Genomic DNA, 13,699 nt, shown 5'->3' on the forward strand with positions numbered 1-13,699 from the left:
GCCGGCTACTGGCTAACGGCGGCCGTCACGGTGATTTCGACCTTGAGCTCGTTGGCGGGCAGCGGCGCGCAGACGCAGGTGCGCGCTGGCGCATGGCCTTCCGGCACCCAGGCATCCCACACCGCGTTCATCGCCGCGACGTCGCCGCCATCCTTGAGATAAACCGTCGCACTCAAAAGCTGCTCGCGACTGGAGCCGATCTCCTCGAGCAGGGCATCGACGCGTGCCAGCATGCTTTTCGTCTGCTCGGTGATATCGCCCTGACGCGCATCGGGTCCGGCGACCTGGCCACACAGGTAGGCCACCCCCTGATGGATGACGGCGCGGCTCATGCGCGCTTTGGTATCGTGACGCTGGGTGGACATGCGTTCTCCTGTTTGAAAGTGGTGCCCTGGAGCGCCTAGCGGCACGTAGGCACGGGACGGTGCTCGAAAACCCGGCGCAGCACGAAGCTCGTATGCGCGCCGGTGACGCCTTCGATGCGGTTGATGACGTGCAGCAGCAAATGCTGATACTCGTCCATATCGCGAATCAGGATCTTGAGCTGAAAGTCCGCGGCCTGACCGGTAATGATCAGACACTCGATGACGTTGGGGATCTCGCGCACCTGGCGCTCGAAGTTATCAAAACGCTCCTGGGTGTGCTGATCCATGGCGATGTGCAGAAGCACCATCAAATCGAAGCCGAGCTGGCGCGCATCGACCTCGGCGCGGTAGCCCGCGATCAGGCCATGCTCCTCGAGCGCGCGCACCCGGCGAAGACACGGCGACGGTGAAAGCCCGATGCGCTCGGCGAGCAGCTGATTGCTGATACGCCCCTCTTGCTGCAGCACGTCGAGAATGTGCCGATCATAGCGATCGAGTTCCAGCGGAACGGGCAGCATCGGCCACCTCCTGCCAAAATTTTATCTTTTAACGATAGTTTCTGCCAATTATTGCCGCAAGAGCCAAGTATTAGCAATAATCTTCTGGCGCCCCATGGGTATACTGGTGCTACCGTCAGAAGACGAAACGCGCTCGAAAAGCCGACGATACGTCTCAACATCCCATTAACGTCAGGAAGCCTTTTTATGTCTGCCTTCGATCATCGCAAGTACCGCCCCGCTCCCCGCGTTCCCGCTTTCGACCGCACCTGGCCGGACAAGGATCTCGACCGCGCTCCGATCTGGGTGAGCGAAGATTTGCGCGACGGCAATCAGGCGCTGCTGGAGCCGATGACTGTGGAGCAGAAAAAACGCTTTTGGCACCAGATCGTCAAGGTGGGCATCAAGGAAGTAATGGTCGGCTTTCCCTCGGCCAGCCAACCCGACTATGACTTCGTGCGCTGGTTGATCGACGAGGACCAGATCCCCGAGGACGTGACCATCGCGGTGCTGGTGCAGTGCCGCGAGCACCTGATCGAGAAGACCTTCGAGTCACTGGTCGGCGTCAAGCGCGCGATCATCCACCTTTACAACTCCACCTCCACCGTGCAGCGCGAGCGCGTTTTCGAGATGGATCGCGGCGGCATTACCGATATTGCCGTGCAGGGCGCGACGTGGGTCAAAACCTACGCCGACCAGTACCCGGACGTCGAGTGGCGCTTCGAGTACACCCCGGAGAGCTTCTCGAGCACCGAAATCGACTTTTCGCTGTCGATCTGCGAGGCGGTCATGGACGTTTGGCAGCCGACCCCGGAAACCCGCTGCATTCTGAACCTGCCGACCACCGTGGAAGTGGCCGGCCCGCACCACCACGCCGATCAGATCGAGTACTTCTGTCAGCATATTAGCCGCCGAGATAGCGTGATTATTTCGGTACATACTCACAATGATCGCGGCGGCGCGGTGGCCTCCGCCGAGCTTGCGCTGTTGGCCGGCGCCGACCGGGTCGAGGGCACGCTGCTGGGCAACGGCGAGCGCACCGGCAACATGGACATCGTCACGCTGGCCATGAACCTCTACAGCCAGGGCATCGACCCGGAACTCGATTTGTCCAACCCGGACGAAATCGTGCAGGTCGTGCAGGAGTGCACCGGTATCACCATGCACCCGCGCCACCCCTGGGTCGGCGAGATGGTCTACACGGCGTTTTCGGGAAGCCACCAGGATGCCATTCGCAAGTCGCTCAAGCACCAGAAGGACGACGAGCCCTGGCAGGTGGCGTATCTGCCGATCGACCCGCGCGATATCGGCCGCGACTATCAGGCAGTGATTCGTGTCAACAGCCAGTCCGGCAAGGGCGGCATGGCGTTTTTGCTCGAACGCGATTACGGCATCAACCTGCCGCGCTGGATGATGCTGGCGCTCGCCCCCTACGTGCAGCAGGAGAGCGAGAAGCGCGCCAGCGAGCTTTCAAGCGAAATGGTCCGCCAGGTGATGTTCGATCACTTTAGTCATCAAGCACCGCTGGCGCTTGCCGACTACCGCCTTTCAAAGGGTCAAAACGAAGGTATCGAGGTCACGCTGACGCAAGGCGACGACACGCTGCGCTTGGAAGGCACCGGCAACGGCGCCATGTCCGCCTTTACCCACGCCTGGCGCCAGCACGCCGGCAGCCACGTGGCGATCGTCGATTACAGCGAACACTCGCTGGGCGGCGATAGCGAAGCCAACGCCATCGCGTTCGTGCAGCTCAACGTCGACGGCCAGCGCATCTGCGCGGTCGCCGAGGACAGCGACACGGTGAGCGCCTCGCTCAAGGCACTGCTGTCGGGCATCAACGCCGCCCAGACCCAGGCAAGCCAGGACACGTTGACACGCAGCGAAAACGCGACCGTCTGAGGTGTCGCACGCTCCTCGCCTGACGCTCAAGGCCCGCCCGGCGGGCCTGTTATACTCCTCGTGACGTTCAATCAGGGTGAAAGGTAGCGATGGGTCACGGGGGTATTCAAACAGTCATCAATATCGCCCTTTTAGCGCTCGGCGCCGGGCTTGGCGGCATGGGTCGCCTGGCCGTCACGCGGCTGGCCGCCCGGCATCTGGCAATGGATTTCCCCTGGGGGACGCTGGCGGTCAATGCAAGCGGCGCCCTGGTTGCCGGGGCGCTTCTAGGCCATTACGGTTTCGCGCCGCTGTCGAACTCCCCGGTCGGGCTTTTGCTGATCGGCGGGCTGCTCGGCGGCTACACCACCGTCTCGTCACTTTCCCTGCAAACGCTCACGCTCTGGCAAGACCGCCAACCACGGACGGCGATCGCGTATCTGGCGGGCACGCTCGCCGCAGGCGTAGCCCTCGCCGCGCTGGGATGGCACCTAACGGGGGGGGCGTTATGAAGGGGATAGCGGCGTACCTGGCCGTCGGCGTGGGGACCGCGCTTGGCAGCGTGTGTCGCTACGCGGTGTCGCTACTGGCGCTGGCCGGGCTGGGCAACGCTCTGCCCTGGGGGACGCTTCTGGTCAACGCGCTGGGCTCGGCTCTAATCGGCTGGCTCTCGACCCGAATGGCGCAGGCCCCGAATAGCGGCCTGGCACGCTGGCAGCCGTTCTGGGTGACCGGCTTTTGCGCCGGGTTCACCACCTTCTCGCTTTTCAGCCTCGAGCTTCTCACGCTGTTCAAGCTTCACGGCTGGCTCGCCGGCGCCTATGCCCTGACAAGCGTGGCGCTCTGGCTTTTGGGTGCCGGGCTTGGCCAGCGGCTGGCCAAGGCGCAGGGCTAACGCACAGGGCTAATCCACAGGGCTAGCGCAGCACCAGTACCGGCGTGGCAGCGCGGCGTAGCATTTTCGTCGTGGTACTCCCCATGAGCAAATGCTTGAGCCGTGAGTGTCCAAACGCGCCCATCACCATAAGATCGATGGCATGCTCGGCCATGTAGGTCTCGAGCGTCTGGTCGACATCGCCGGCGCGAATCGCGCCTTTCGCCTGGTGTTCACCGGCGGTGAGTGTCTCGAGCGCCCAGTCGAGCTCGCTTGTGTGCTCGCCGGTCGCCGCGCCCACGATCAACACATGGCACTCGGCGCCGCTAAACAGCGGCGAGCGCGCCAGCATTTCGACCCCCTTGCGCGCCGTTTGACTGCCGTCGAAGGCGATCAGCACGCGTTTGGGCGGCGTGAATGTGGGCGGCACGATCAGCACCGGGCGGTGGATGCGGCGAACCAGCGCTTCGATATGCTCACCGAGCTCCTCGCGTTGGCTATGGCTGGCGCCCTGCTTGCCCAGTACTAGAAGCCGCGTTTTGCTTTCGAGCTCCAAAAGCGTTTCGACGAAGGTGCCGTTGAGCTGGCGCGCATTGGCCTGGGCCCCCTGCGCTTTTGCCCAGGTACCGGCCTGCTCCAACAGCGCCTTGCTGCGCTTGCGATTTTCCCGTGCGCGCCGTTCATCGAAACTCGAGAGCGTTTCCATCAGCTGCTCCTGAGAGCCCAGCGACAGATTGCCGGAAAGGTCCTGCTCGCCGGGCACGCCGGAGTGGTTGTCGATCACGTGCAAAAGGCTCAGCGGTGCCTTTAGCGCAAGGCTCGCCCAGGCGCCGTACTCACTAACGCTCTGGGCAAAACGCGAGTCGTCGATGGCGGCAAATACGTGCTCGGTCATGACCTGCTCCTTATGCTTAGTGGTCGCCCATCAGCTTTTCGACGGCTTCCGGGTCGTCGTGAACGGCGTAGCGGTCGACCACGGTCGCGCTTGCCTCGGACAGCCCCTTGAGCTCCACGCTCGTGCCTTCACGGCGAAACTTGATCACTACCCGGTCAAGCGCCTGTACCGAGGTTATATCCCAAAAATGGGCGCGCGATAAGTCGATGACGACGTGATCGAGACTCTCCTTGATATCGAAGTTGGCGATGAAGCGCTGCGACGAGGCGAAGAACACCTGGCCGATGACGCGATACTCTCGCGTCCCTTCATGGGTCCTGGCGCTCGACACGGCCATGATGTTGCCTACCTTGTTGGCAAAGAACAGCGCCGCCAGCAGCACGCCGACGAATACGCCAAGCGCCAGGTTGTGGGTGCCCACGGTGACCGCCACGGTGGCCAGCATGACGATATTAGTGCTCATGGGGTGTTTTTTCAGATCGCGGATCGAGGCCCAGCTAAAGGTACCGATGGAGACCATGATCATCACTGCGACCAGCGCCGCCATGGGAATCTGCGATACCCAATCGGACAAGAACACCACCATGATCAAAAGCACTACCCCGGCAATCAGGGTCGAGAGCCGCGTGCGCCCGCCGGATTTGATGTTGATCACCGACTGGCCGATCATCGCGCAGCCCGCCATGCCGCCCAAAAGCCCCGCGCCGATGTTCGCCACGCCCTGCCCCTTGCACTCGCGGTTCTTGTCGCTGGGCGTGTCGGTCAGGTCGTCGACGATGGTCGCGGTCATCATCGACTCCAGAAGCCCCACTACCGCCATCATCACAGCGTAGGGGAAGATGATCGCGAGGGTGTCGACATTCAAAGGCACGTCCGGCCACAAAAACACCGGCAGCGTATCGGGCAGCTCGCCCATGTCACCCACCGTGCGAATGTCGATGCCGCTGACCAGGTAAACAATGGTCAGCACCACGATGCAAACGAGCGGCGACGGCAGCGATTTACCCATCACCGGCAGATAGGGAAAGAGATAGATGATGCCAAGCCCTGCCGCCGTCATGGCGTAGACGTGCCAGGTTACATCGGTGAGCTCGGGCAGCTGTGCCATGAAGATCAGAATCGCCAGCGCGTTGACGAAGCCCGTGACCACCGAGCGCGAAACGAAACGCATCAGCTCGGCGAGTTTCAAATAGCCTGCCGCGATCTGTAGAACGCCGGTCAAAAGCGTAGCCGCCAGCAGATACTCGAGGCCGTGCTCGCGTACCAGCGTCACCATCAACAGCGCCATCGCGCCCGTCGCCGCCGAAATCATGCCAGGCCGCCCGCCGGTGAAGGCGATGATCACCGCGATGCAAAATGAAGCGTAAAGCCCCACCTTGGGGTCGACGCCGGCGATGATCGAAAAGGCGATCGCTTCGGGAATCAGCGCAAGCGCCACCACGATGCCTGAAAGCGTATCGCCCTTGATGTTGGAAAACCATTCGTACTTGTTGAAAAGCGCCATGCCATATCCCGTAAAACGTTGATCGATCTGTCGTGCAGCCCCCAGCCGCGCACAGGCGCGCTGAACGGATGCGAGGATAGCGGCTAAAAGCCGCAACGTGAGGGCACAGCGCTAGGGTGGAAGCATCGTCCAGAGAGAGGTGAGAAGCATGAATTACCGCTGCCTTGCGAGGTGATCGAGGCAAAAGCCGACTAACGCGGCTTTTCAGAGAGCGCGATTATAGCAAGCACGTTCTCGAATGCCACCCAGGGCAGGCTCGACGATACCGGTATTTTAGTACGCCTATCGTACTCGATAGCGTCTCTCAATCGTTAAATGAATACGTCACAATTGTTTGCAACTGATTAGTACGCAAATAAATGGAGCAGGATTACTCTAATCAAAACGCATGATGTCTAGCGCTTGAAAAAGTAAAAAAATAATACATAATTTATACAAAAATAGAACCATATGACCAAAGCGGTACAACCCCTACCCATCGAGAACGCCCATGCTCACCTTCATCAAGCACGACGCCTTGCCTCTGGCGCTTCAGGAACACACCGCCAGTATTCATTTCTCACCCAATGGCACCATCCTGGATGCAAGTCCCATCTTTTTACAAAAGATCGGCTATCAGCTGGACGATATCGTCGGCCAGCACCACAGCATTTTTTGCCCAGTGGAGGAGACTTCCTCGGCGAATTATCAGCGCTTTTGGAGCGCACTGGCCAACGGTGAGCCGCAGCAGGGCAGCTTTCGGCGTATCAGCGCCGCTGGCGAGGATATTTGGCTCGAAGCGATCTACCTGCCGGTGAGAAACCGTCGCGGCAAGGTAGAGAAGATCGTCAAGATCGCCAGCGACATTTCCACGCGTCACCAATCCGCCCAAAGCCACAGCGCCGTTCTCCGCGCGCTCGATAGCTCCATGGCGGTCATCGAGTTCGCACCCGACGGCACCGTTTTGAACGCCAACGCCAACTTCGAGCGCGTCATGGGCTACAAGAGTGAGCAGCTCAAGGGCCAGCACCATCGCCTCTTCTGCACGCCGGATTTTGTCTCTCAGCTGCCGGCATTCTGGGCAGCGCTTGCCAGCGGTCAGTTCAAGCAGGGCAAGTTCGAGCGTCTTGACAGCCAGGGCCAAAGCGTATGGCTCGAGGCCACCTACAACCCGGTTTACGACAGCCATAACAACGTCGTCAAGATCGTCAAGTTCGCCACCGACATCACACGTGCCGTTAGGGAGGGCGAGGCCGCCCGCCGCGCGGTGTTGAACGCCCAAAGCACGTCCAGCCAGACCGAGCAGATCGCCCAGAACGGCTTGACGCACCTTCACCGGGTGATCGAGGAGTCACGCCAGGCGGCCCGGACCCTGGCCGATGCCCAGCAGCTCATGACCGCGCTCAACAAGCAGGCGCAAACGATCAACAAGATCACCGCTGCGATCGCCAAAATCGCCAATCAGACCAACCTTTTGTCACTGAACGCGGCCGTGGAAGCGGCGCGAGCGGGGGAACGGGGGCGCGGTTTCGCCGTGGTCGCCAACGAAGTGCGCCAGCTGGCCAAGGGCTCCAGTGAAGCGGTCGAAGAGATTACTCGCGTGCTCAGAGAAAACAGCGAGCTGGTCGAGCGTACGAGCCTCGCCGTCTCCCAGGTGGTCGAGCAGGGTAAAACCAGCCAGGCAAGCGTGGGAGAGATCGAGACCATCGTCAACGAGATCCTTGCTGGCGCGCGCGGCGTATCGGACTCCGTCGAACGGCTGGCACTTCAATCGGTGTGATAAGGCCCACCGGCTGGATAAAAGAAGGGGCAGTGCCGCGCTGAACAACGCAAAAACGAAAAAGGCGGCCAGCGGCCGCCCTCTTCCTAACGCCCAATAGCGGGCGCCTGAACACTATTACTTGAGGCGCGTTTTACGTAAGTAAGGCAGTACCGCGTCGAACTCGCCAAATTTATCCCTGGCATCGTCATTGGAGACGCTCGGCGGGATGATCACATCCTGACCTACGGTCCAGTCTGCCGGGGTGGCCACGCCGTGCTTTTCGGTCGCCTGCAGCGCATCGAGGGCCCGCAGGATCTCCGCGAAATTACGCCCCACGGACATCGGGTAGGTCATCGACAGTTTGAGCTTTTTGTCCGGGCCAATGATGAACACCGAGCGCACCGTGGCGCTGTCTGCCGGGGTGCGCCCATCGGGCAGGTAGGCGTCTTCCGGCAGCATGTCAAAAAGCTTGGAGACCTCCAGCCCTTCGTCGGCAATGATCGGAAAGCCGACCGCGCTTCCGCTGTAGGTTTCGATATCTCCCGCCCAGCGCTTGTGATCCTCGACGCCATCCACGGAGACACCGATCACTTTGGTGCCGCGCTTTTTCCACTCGTCATTGAGCGTGGCAACCGCGCCAAACTCGGTCGTGCATACCGGGGTGAAATCCTTCGGGTGCGAAAACAGAATCGCCCAGTTATCGCCGATCCAGTCGTGAAAGCGGATCGCGCCCTGGCTAGTCTCGGCGTCAAAATCCGGAACGACGGCGTTGATACGTAGTGACATGGTGCCTCCTTTGCGGGTGGTCGAACTTTTAATACCTTAAACCACGCTCTACCAATTCTCTATAGAACGTTTGGTTTTAAGACACTGCCTGGCGCTACGGCGTTCCACCTTCTTTGCCCGGTTGAGCCGGCTCTTTCGTTGCCGCGACCATATCAGCCGGCTCGCGACCCCGCTTGACCCGAGAGAGCCAGCGCTGTCTGGCGTGATGGCGCAGGTTCGTGACGCGGTCGGTTTCATCGACAATGTCCTGGCCCAGAATGGTTTCGAAGATATCCTCGAGCGTAATCAGCCCCACGAACGTGCCGTGCTCGTCATATACCACACGCATATGCAGGTGATCCTTGAGCATGGACACGAACACCTCTTCGACGTGATGATCGACATCCACCCGGCCGATCGAGTGCATCAGCTCGCTCATGCTCTTGTCGTCGTCGGCGTGGTAGATATCGGCCTTGTGAACGTAGCCAAAGGGCTGCTCGGCGCTGTCCATGACCGGAAAGCGAGTAAACGACGCCTTGCCATGCTGGCCGTCGAACTCGGCCACGGTCATATTGGGGGTGACCGTCACGCATACCGTGCGCGGCGTCATCGCCTGGGACACGGCGATCTCGTGCAAATTGAGCATGTTGACGATGGTGCGCGACTCGTCGTCGTCCAGCACCTTCTCCTCGAGCCCGACCCGCGCCAGCGTCTTGATCTCCTCGCGCAGGTCGACGTCGTGCTCGGCACTTCCCAGCCGGCGCGTGATCTGCTCGGAAAGCCAGATGAACGGCAACAGCACCAGGATCATCGGCTTGAGCAAGCGCGGCAATAGCGGTGACAGCGCGCGCCAATAGGTAGCGCCGATCGTCTTGGGAATGATTTCCGATAGCACCAGAATCAGCAGCGTCATCACCGCCGACACGATCGCAATCGAGGCCTCGCCGAACACGACCGCCGCCTGAGCACCTACCGCCGTCGCCCCCACCGTATGGGCAATGGTATTGAGCGTGAGAATCGCCGCCAGCGGCCGGTCGATATTGGTCTTGAGGGTATTCAGCGAGGCGTGCAGGCGCGGATTGTTGTTTTTCAGCCGGGCAATATAGCTTGGTGTAATGGACAAGAGCGCGGCTTCGAGAATGGAGCAAAGAAACGATAAAGAGATGGCAAGCGTTGCGGTAACGATGAGCAGGAGCATGAGCACTTGGCGGTGAGGGGTGTAACGTGTTTATAGGAGCGCGGCGCAGGATTGTCAATGAAGCACCGCGCTCGTAAGCGCCCTACCCCATGATACGCGACGAAAACGACTCGAGGTCGGTGACGGTCATGTCCGGCTCGATTCCCCAGGGATCGAAAGGCGCATCGCTTCGCCGGCGCACCCAGGCGCTCTTGAGCCCGGCGTGCCTGGCGCCGATCACATCGAAAGCGTTGCTCGAAACGAGCCAGGTGTGCTCGGGGCGCACGTCCAGCCGGCTGCGAAGATAGGCGTAAACCGCCGGGTCGGGTTTGAAGCGCTTGATGGCATCGACGCTGACCCAGTCATCGATGTAGGCCGAGACGCCGGCCCGGCCCAAAAGCCCTGCCACTGCCTCTTCGGTACCGTTGGAGAACGCCACGCAGCGAAAGCCGGCTTCCTTGAGACCGGCCAGCGCCGGGCGCACGTCATCGAAGGCGGGAAGCTCGCCGTAGAGCGTCATCAGGTGATCGCAGTCGTTGTCGGAAAGGCCGGTTTGCAGCGCCCGGTCGGTAAAGATCAGCGCGCGCCGAGTGCATTCGGCGAACGTTACGTAGGCGCCCATCAGACCAACGCGAAAGCTGTACTCGAGCTGCTTCTCGCGCCAGCGCCTGGCAAATTCCTGAGCACGCGAGCCGTCCGCCAGCCGCCGCTCGAGCTCCTCGGTGACGCCTTGGGTGTCGATTAGCGTGCCGTAAACGTCGAAGGCTAAAACCGGTTGCATCCTGCACCTCGTTGTCAGAATCAAAAGGGATGCTCTAAGCGTAGCCTGCCCGGCGCAAAACAAAAACGCCGCTGCACGAGGCAGCGGCGTGTTGAACGAAGCGCTGGATCAAACGGTAAACGCCGCTTCCTGCTCGCCGGTCTTGAGGTCGCCCGAGCGGGTCAGCTCGTCGGTGACGCGGTCGACGGCGCGCTTGGCCCGCGCAATCACTTCGTCCACCTCCTGGCGGTTGATGGTCAAGGGCGGGGCGAAGCCGAGGATATCGCCCTGGGGCATGGCGCGGGCGATCAGGTTCTCCTCGAGTGCTGCCGCGGCGACCCGTGGGCCGACTTTCAGCGCCGGGTCGAAGTGCAGGCGCTGTTTCGCCTCCGGCGAGAACTCGAGAGCGGCCATCAGGCCCACGCCGCGCACGTCGCCGAGAAGCGGGTGTCCCTCGAAGGTCGCTTTCAGCTGGCTCTGGAAGTAGGCGCCGGTTTCCGCGGCGTTGCCGACCAGGTTCTCGCGCTCGATGATGTCCAGGTTGGCAAGCCCCGCCGCGCAGCCCAGCGCGTGGCCGGAGTAGGTCCAGCCGTGGCCGATCGGGCCAAACTCACCGGTGCCGGCTTCGAGCACTTTCCACACCTTGTCACCGACGATGACGCCGGACAGCGGCTGGTAGGCGCTGGTCAGGCCCTTGGCGATGGTGACGAGATCCGGCTCGATGCCGTAGTGATGGCTACCGAAGGCGGACCCGGTGCGCCCGAATCCGCAGACCACTTCGTCGGCGATCAACAGCACGTCGTACTTGTTCAAAACCGCCTGAATCGCTTCCCAGTAGCCTTCCGGCGGCGGCACGATGCCGCCGGTGCCGAGCACCGGCTCGCCGATGAACGCGGCCACGGTGTCCGGGCCCTCTTCCAGAATCATCGTCTCGAGCTTTTCGGCACAATACGCTGAAAACTCGCGCTCGGTCATGCCGTGCTGCTCGGCGGCGCGCAGATAGTAATGCGGCGCTTCGGTGTGGCGGATGGTGTCGATCGGCAAATCGAAATGGTCGTGAAACGCCTTGAGGCCTGTGAGCGAGCCAGACGCGATGCCGGAGCCGTGGTAGCCGCGCATCCGCGAAATGACCTTCTTCTTCTGCGGGCGACCCAGCACATTGTTGTAGTAGCGCACGATCTTGAGCTGGGTTTCGTTGGCGTCCGAACCTGACATGCCGTAGTAGACCTTCGACATGTTCATGCCAGCGGCCTTGACGATGCGCTCGGACAGCTCGATCTGCGGCTCGTTGGAGTGGCCCACGTAGGTGTGGTAGTAGGAGAGCTCGAGCGCCTGCTTGTAGATCGCCTCGGCGATTTCGGTGCGCCCGTAGCCGATGTTCACACAATATAGCCCGGCAAAGCCGTCGATGAACTCGCGGCCGTCCTTGTCGACGATGTTGATGCCTTTACCGCCGGTGATCACGCGCCCCGGCGCGTCGCCGTGGGCGAAGTCCTTGAGGTGGGTCGAGGCGTGAAAGGTGACCTCACGGTCGCGGTCGATTAACGCTTGATGCTGACTCATACGCTGCCTTCTTGACGTGCGCCCCGCTCGACATCGAACGAGGCCTGATAAATGCGTGATAAAAATGACGTGACGTTGCCGATTCGCTTAACTGCCGGAAACGGAGCCCAGTGCCCCCAGGCAGTAGTACTTGGTTTCCAGATACTCGTCGATGCCGGAGGCGCCGCCCTCGCGGCCAAGCCCGGACTGTTTGACGCCGCCGAAGGGCACCGGCGGGCCGGTCATTTTAACCGAGTTGACGCTGACCATGCCGTACTCAAGCGCCCGCAAAAGTTTCCAGATGCGACGGATATCGTGGGTATAGACGTAGGCGGCCAGCCCATACTCGGTGTCGTTGGCCATACTGATCACCTCGTCATCGCTTTCAAACGCGGTAATACCGGCCACCGGGGCGAAGTTTTCCTCGCGCCAGACCTTCATTTTCGGCGTAACGCCCGTCAACAGCACCGGCATGAAGAAGTTCTCGCCCGGCGCCTTTTGCTGGTCGCCGGCGATCAGCGTCGCGCCTTTGGAAAGGGCGTCATCGACGATCGCGGCGGCCTTCTCTACCGCTTGGCGGTGAATCAGCGGGCCCAGGTCCACCTCGCCCTTGAAGCCGTTGCCCACGGTGAGCGCGGCCATCCGCTCGGTAAAGTGCGCCACGAACTCATCGTGGATCGAGGCGTGCACCAGAATTCGGTTGGCGGCGAGACAGTCCTGCCCGGCGGTCTGGAACTTCGCCGCCACCGCGGCGAGTGCGGCCTCGCGCGGATCCATATCCGGGCCGACGATGAACGGGGCATTGCCACCCAGCTCCAGCGACAGGCGCTTGACGGTGTCGGCGCTTTGCTCGATCAGAAGCCGCCCGACGCGGGTGGAGCCGGTAAACGACAGCGCCCGGATGCGCGGCTCGCGACACAAAATCTTCGACACCTCGGCGGGCTCGCCCAGCACCACGTTGAAAATGCCCGCCGGAATGCCCGCACGCTCGGCAAGCTCGGCCAGCGCCAGCGCGGAAAACGGCGTTTCATTGGCGGGCTTGACGATCACCGGGCAACCGGCGGCAAGTGCCGCCGCTGCCTTGCGGGTGATCATCGCCAGCGGGAAGTTCCAGGGCGTGATCATCGCCGCGATGCCGACCGGCTCCTTTATGGTGCCCAGTGAGGCGTTCGGAATGTGGCTGGGGATGGTGTCGCCGTAGGTGCGCTTGCCCTCTTCGGCAAACCAGCGCACGAAGCTGGCACCGTACTCCACTTCGCCGCGGGCATCCGGCAGCGGTTTGCCCTGTTCCAGGGTCATGATGCGGGCCAGATCCTCGCGATGGGCCTGAATCAGATCGTACCAAGCAAGCAGGCGCTCGCAGCGCTCGTCGGCGCGCAGCAGCCGCCACTGGCTGAAGGCGGACTCGGCGGCGTCAACGGCGGCGGTGATTTGGCTGGCCTCGAGCAGCGGAATATGGCCGATCGTCTCTCCCGTGGCGGGATCGACGACGCCCTCCTCGCGTCCGCCCTCGCCGTGGGTCCACTTGCCGTTCACGTAGGCGTACTGGCGAAACAGACGCGGGTCATCCAGACGATTGGACAGTGTGGCGGCGTACGTGGTCATAAAACCTCCCTGGCCTTCGTCAACAAGCGGCGAAGACGTGCAAAAAGCGATAAGCGCCCGTGGCGCTGACTCTATGGCTCTACGCTACGCGAGGAT

Annotated in this window: 13 protein-coding genes; 4 read left to right on the plus strand and 9 right to left on the minus strand. The window is 61.7% G+C overall.

Translation table 11 applies throughout. The features are described from left to right. Positions 1 to 5: 5 nt before the first annotated feature. Together OCT39_RS12785 and OCT39_RS12790 are read right to left on the minus strand one after the other, a co-directional pair. Positions 6 to 365 (minus strand): RidA family protein, encoded by a 360-nt coding sequence (locus tag OCT39_RS12785; protein WP_263584850.1) that lies wholly within the window; start codon positions 363 to 365, stop codon positions 6 to 8. Between the two features lie 35 nt (positions 366 to 400). Continuing rightward, positions 401 to 883 carry an Lrp/AsnC family transcriptional regulator gene (locus OCT39_RS12790; RefSeq protein WP_263584851.1) on the minus strand — a complete coding sequence of 161 codons (483 nt, stop codon included), beginning with the start codon at positions 881 to 883 and terminating at the stop codon, positions 401 to 403. 186 nt (positions 884 to 1,069) lie between these two features. Between OCT39_RS12790 and OCT39_RS12795 the strand changes: the two genes are divergently transcribed. From OCT39_RS12795 to OCT39_RS12805, 3 genes are all read left to right on the plus strand, one after another. Continuing rightward, on the plus strand, positions 1,070 to 2,761 hold the full coding sequence (locus tag OCT39_RS12795; protein WP_263584852.1) for a 2-isopropylmalate synthase: 1,692 nt from the start codon (positions 1,070 to 1,072) through the stop codon (positions 2,759 to 2,761). 89 nt (positions 2,762 to 2,850) lie between these two features. Beyond that, on the plus strand, positions 2,851 to 3,252 hold the full coding sequence (locus OCT39_RS12800) for a fluoride efflux transporter FluC (RefSeq protein ID WP_263584853.1): 402 nt from the start codon (positions 2,851 to 2,853) through the stop codon (positions 3,250 to 3,252). Further along, complete coding sequence (locus OCT39_RS12805; protein WP_263584854.1) at positions 3,249 to 3,635, plus strand: fluoride efflux transporter FluC; 387 nt, start codon at positions 3,249 to 3,251, stop codon at positions 3,633 to 3,635. Before OCT39_RS12800 ends, OCT39_RS12805 begins: the two co-directional genes overlap by 4 nt. 22 nt (positions 3,636 to 3,657) lie before the next feature. Here the strand turns inward: OCT39_RS12805 and OCT39_RS12810 are convergent, their stop codons facing one another. Together OCT39_RS12810 and OCT39_RS12815 are read right to left on the minus strand one after the other, a co-directional pair. Next, a complete protein-coding gene (locus OCT39_RS12810) occupies positions 3,658 to 4,509 on the minus strand; it encodes a universal stress protein (protein WP_263584855.1) in 852 nt (283 codons plus the stop codon). Positions 4,510 to 4,525: 16 nt separating this feature from the next. Further along, on the minus strand, positions 4,526 to 6,013 hold the full coding sequence (locus tag OCT39_RS12815; protein WP_263584856.1) for a SulP family inorganic anion transporter: 1,488 nt from the start codon (positions 6,011 to 6,013) through the stop codon (positions 4,526 to 4,528). 490 nt (positions 6,014 to 6,503) lie between these two features. Here OCT39_RS12815 and OCT39_RS12820 point away from each other — a divergent pair, with 490 nt between their 5' ends. Beyond that, complete coding sequence (locus OCT39_RS12820) at positions 6,504 to 7,772, plus strand: PAS domain-containing methyl-accepting chemotaxis protein (RefSeq protein WP_263584857.1); 1,269 nt, start codon at positions 6,504 to 6,506, stop codon at positions 7,770 to 7,772. 117 nt (positions 7,773 to 7,889) lie between these two features. On the opposite strand, the gene OCT39_RS12825 is transcribed toward OCT39_RS12820, so the two are convergent. The 5 genes from OCT39_RS12825 to OCT39_RS12845 form a co-directional block, all read right to left on the minus strand. After that, on the minus strand, positions 7,890 to 8,540 hold the full coding sequence (locus tag OCT39_RS12825; RefSeq protein ID WP_263584858.1) for a peroxiredoxin: 651 nt from the start codon (positions 8,538 to 8,540) through the stop codon (positions 7,890 to 7,892). 94 nt (positions 8,541 to 8,634) lie between these two features. After that, positions 8,635 to 9,717 carry a CNNM domain-containing protein gene (locus tag OCT39_RS12830; protein ID WP_263584859.1) on the minus strand — a complete coding sequence of 361 codons (1,083 nt, stop codon included), beginning with the start codon at positions 9,715 to 9,717 and terminating at the stop codon, positions 8,635 to 8,637. Between the two features lie 82 nt (positions 9,718 to 9,799). Beyond that, complete coding sequence (locus OCT39_RS12835; RefSeq protein ID WP_263584860.1) at positions 9,800 to 10,477, minus strand: haloacid dehalogenase type II; 678 nt, start codon at positions 10,475 to 10,477, stop codon at positions 9,800 to 9,802. Positions 10,478 to 10,585: 108 nt separating this feature from the next. Further along, entirely contained in the window at positions 10,586 to 12,019 is a 1,434-nt protein-coding gene (locus OCT39_RS12840; RefSeq protein WP_263584861.1) for an aspartate aminotransferase family protein, read from the minus strand. Positions 12,020 to 12,106: 87 nt separating this feature from the next. After that, complete coding sequence (locus OCT39_RS12845) at positions 12,107 to 13,603, minus strand: NAD-dependent succinate-semialdehyde dehydrogenase (RefSeq protein ID WP_263584862.1); 1,497 nt, start codon at positions 13,601 to 13,603, stop codon at positions 12,107 to 12,109. Positions 13,604 to 13,699: the final 96 nt, after the last annotated feature.

Source organism: Halomonas sp. GD1P12, from assembly GCF_025725645.1.
GTDB lineage: Bacteria > Pseudomonadota > Gammaproteobacteria > Pseudomonadales > Halomonadaceae > Vreelandella.

Excerpts from the sequence above, each read along its gene's own strand:
- OCT39_RS12785 (WP_263584850.1), bottom strand. The coding sequence starts at position 365 with ATGTCCACCCAGCGTCACGATACCAAAGCGCGCATGAGCCGCGCCGTC.
- OCT39_RS12790 (WP_263584851.1), bottom strand. The coding sequence starts at position 883 with ATGCTGCCCGTTCCGCTGGAACTCGATCGCTATGATCGGCACATTCTC.
- OCT39_RS12795 (WP_263584852.1), top strand. The coding sequence starts at position 1,070 with ATGTCTGCCTTCGATCATCGCAAGTACCGCCCCGCTCCCCGCGTTCCC.
- OCT39_RS12800 (WP_263584853.1), top strand. The coding sequence starts at position 2,851 with ATGGGTCACGGGGGTATTCAAACAGTCATCAATATCGCCCTTTTAGCG.
- OCT39_RS12805 (WP_263584854.1), top strand. The coding sequence starts at position 3,249 with ATGAAGGGGATAGCGGCGTACCTGGCCGTCGGCGTGGGGACCGCGCTT.
- OCT39_RS12810 (WP_263584855.1), bottom strand. The coding sequence starts at position 4,509 with ATGACCGAGCACGTATTTGCCGCCATCGACGACTCGCGTTTTGCCCAG.
- OCT39_RS12815 (WP_263584856.1), bottom strand. The coding sequence starts at position 6,013 with ATGGCGCTTTTCAACAAGTACGAATGGTTTTCCAACATCAAGGGCGAT.
- OCT39_RS12820 (WP_263584857.1), top strand. The coding sequence starts at position 6,504 with ATGCTCACCTTCATCAAGCACGACGCCTTGCCTCTGGCGCTTCAGGAA.
- OCT39_RS12825 (WP_263584858.1), bottom strand. The coding sequence starts at position 8,540 with ATGTCACTACGTATCAACGCCGTCGTTCCGGATTTTGACGCCGAGACT.
- OCT39_RS12830 (WP_263584859.1), bottom strand. The coding sequence starts at position 9,717 with ATGCTCCTGCTCATCGTTACCGCAACGCTTGCCATCTCTTTATCGTTT.
- OCT39_RS12835 (WP_263584860.1), bottom strand. The coding sequence starts at position 10,477 with ATGCAACCGGTTTTAGCCTTCGACGTTTACGGCACGCTAATCGACACC.
- OCT39_RS12840 (WP_263584861.1), bottom strand. The coding sequence starts at position 12,019 with ATGAGTCAGCATCAAGCGTTAATCGACCGCGACCGTGAGGTCACCTTT.
- OCT39_RS12845 (WP_263584862.1), bottom strand. The coding sequence starts at position 13,603 with ATGACCACGTACGCCGCCACACTGTCCAATCGTCTGGATGACCCGCGT.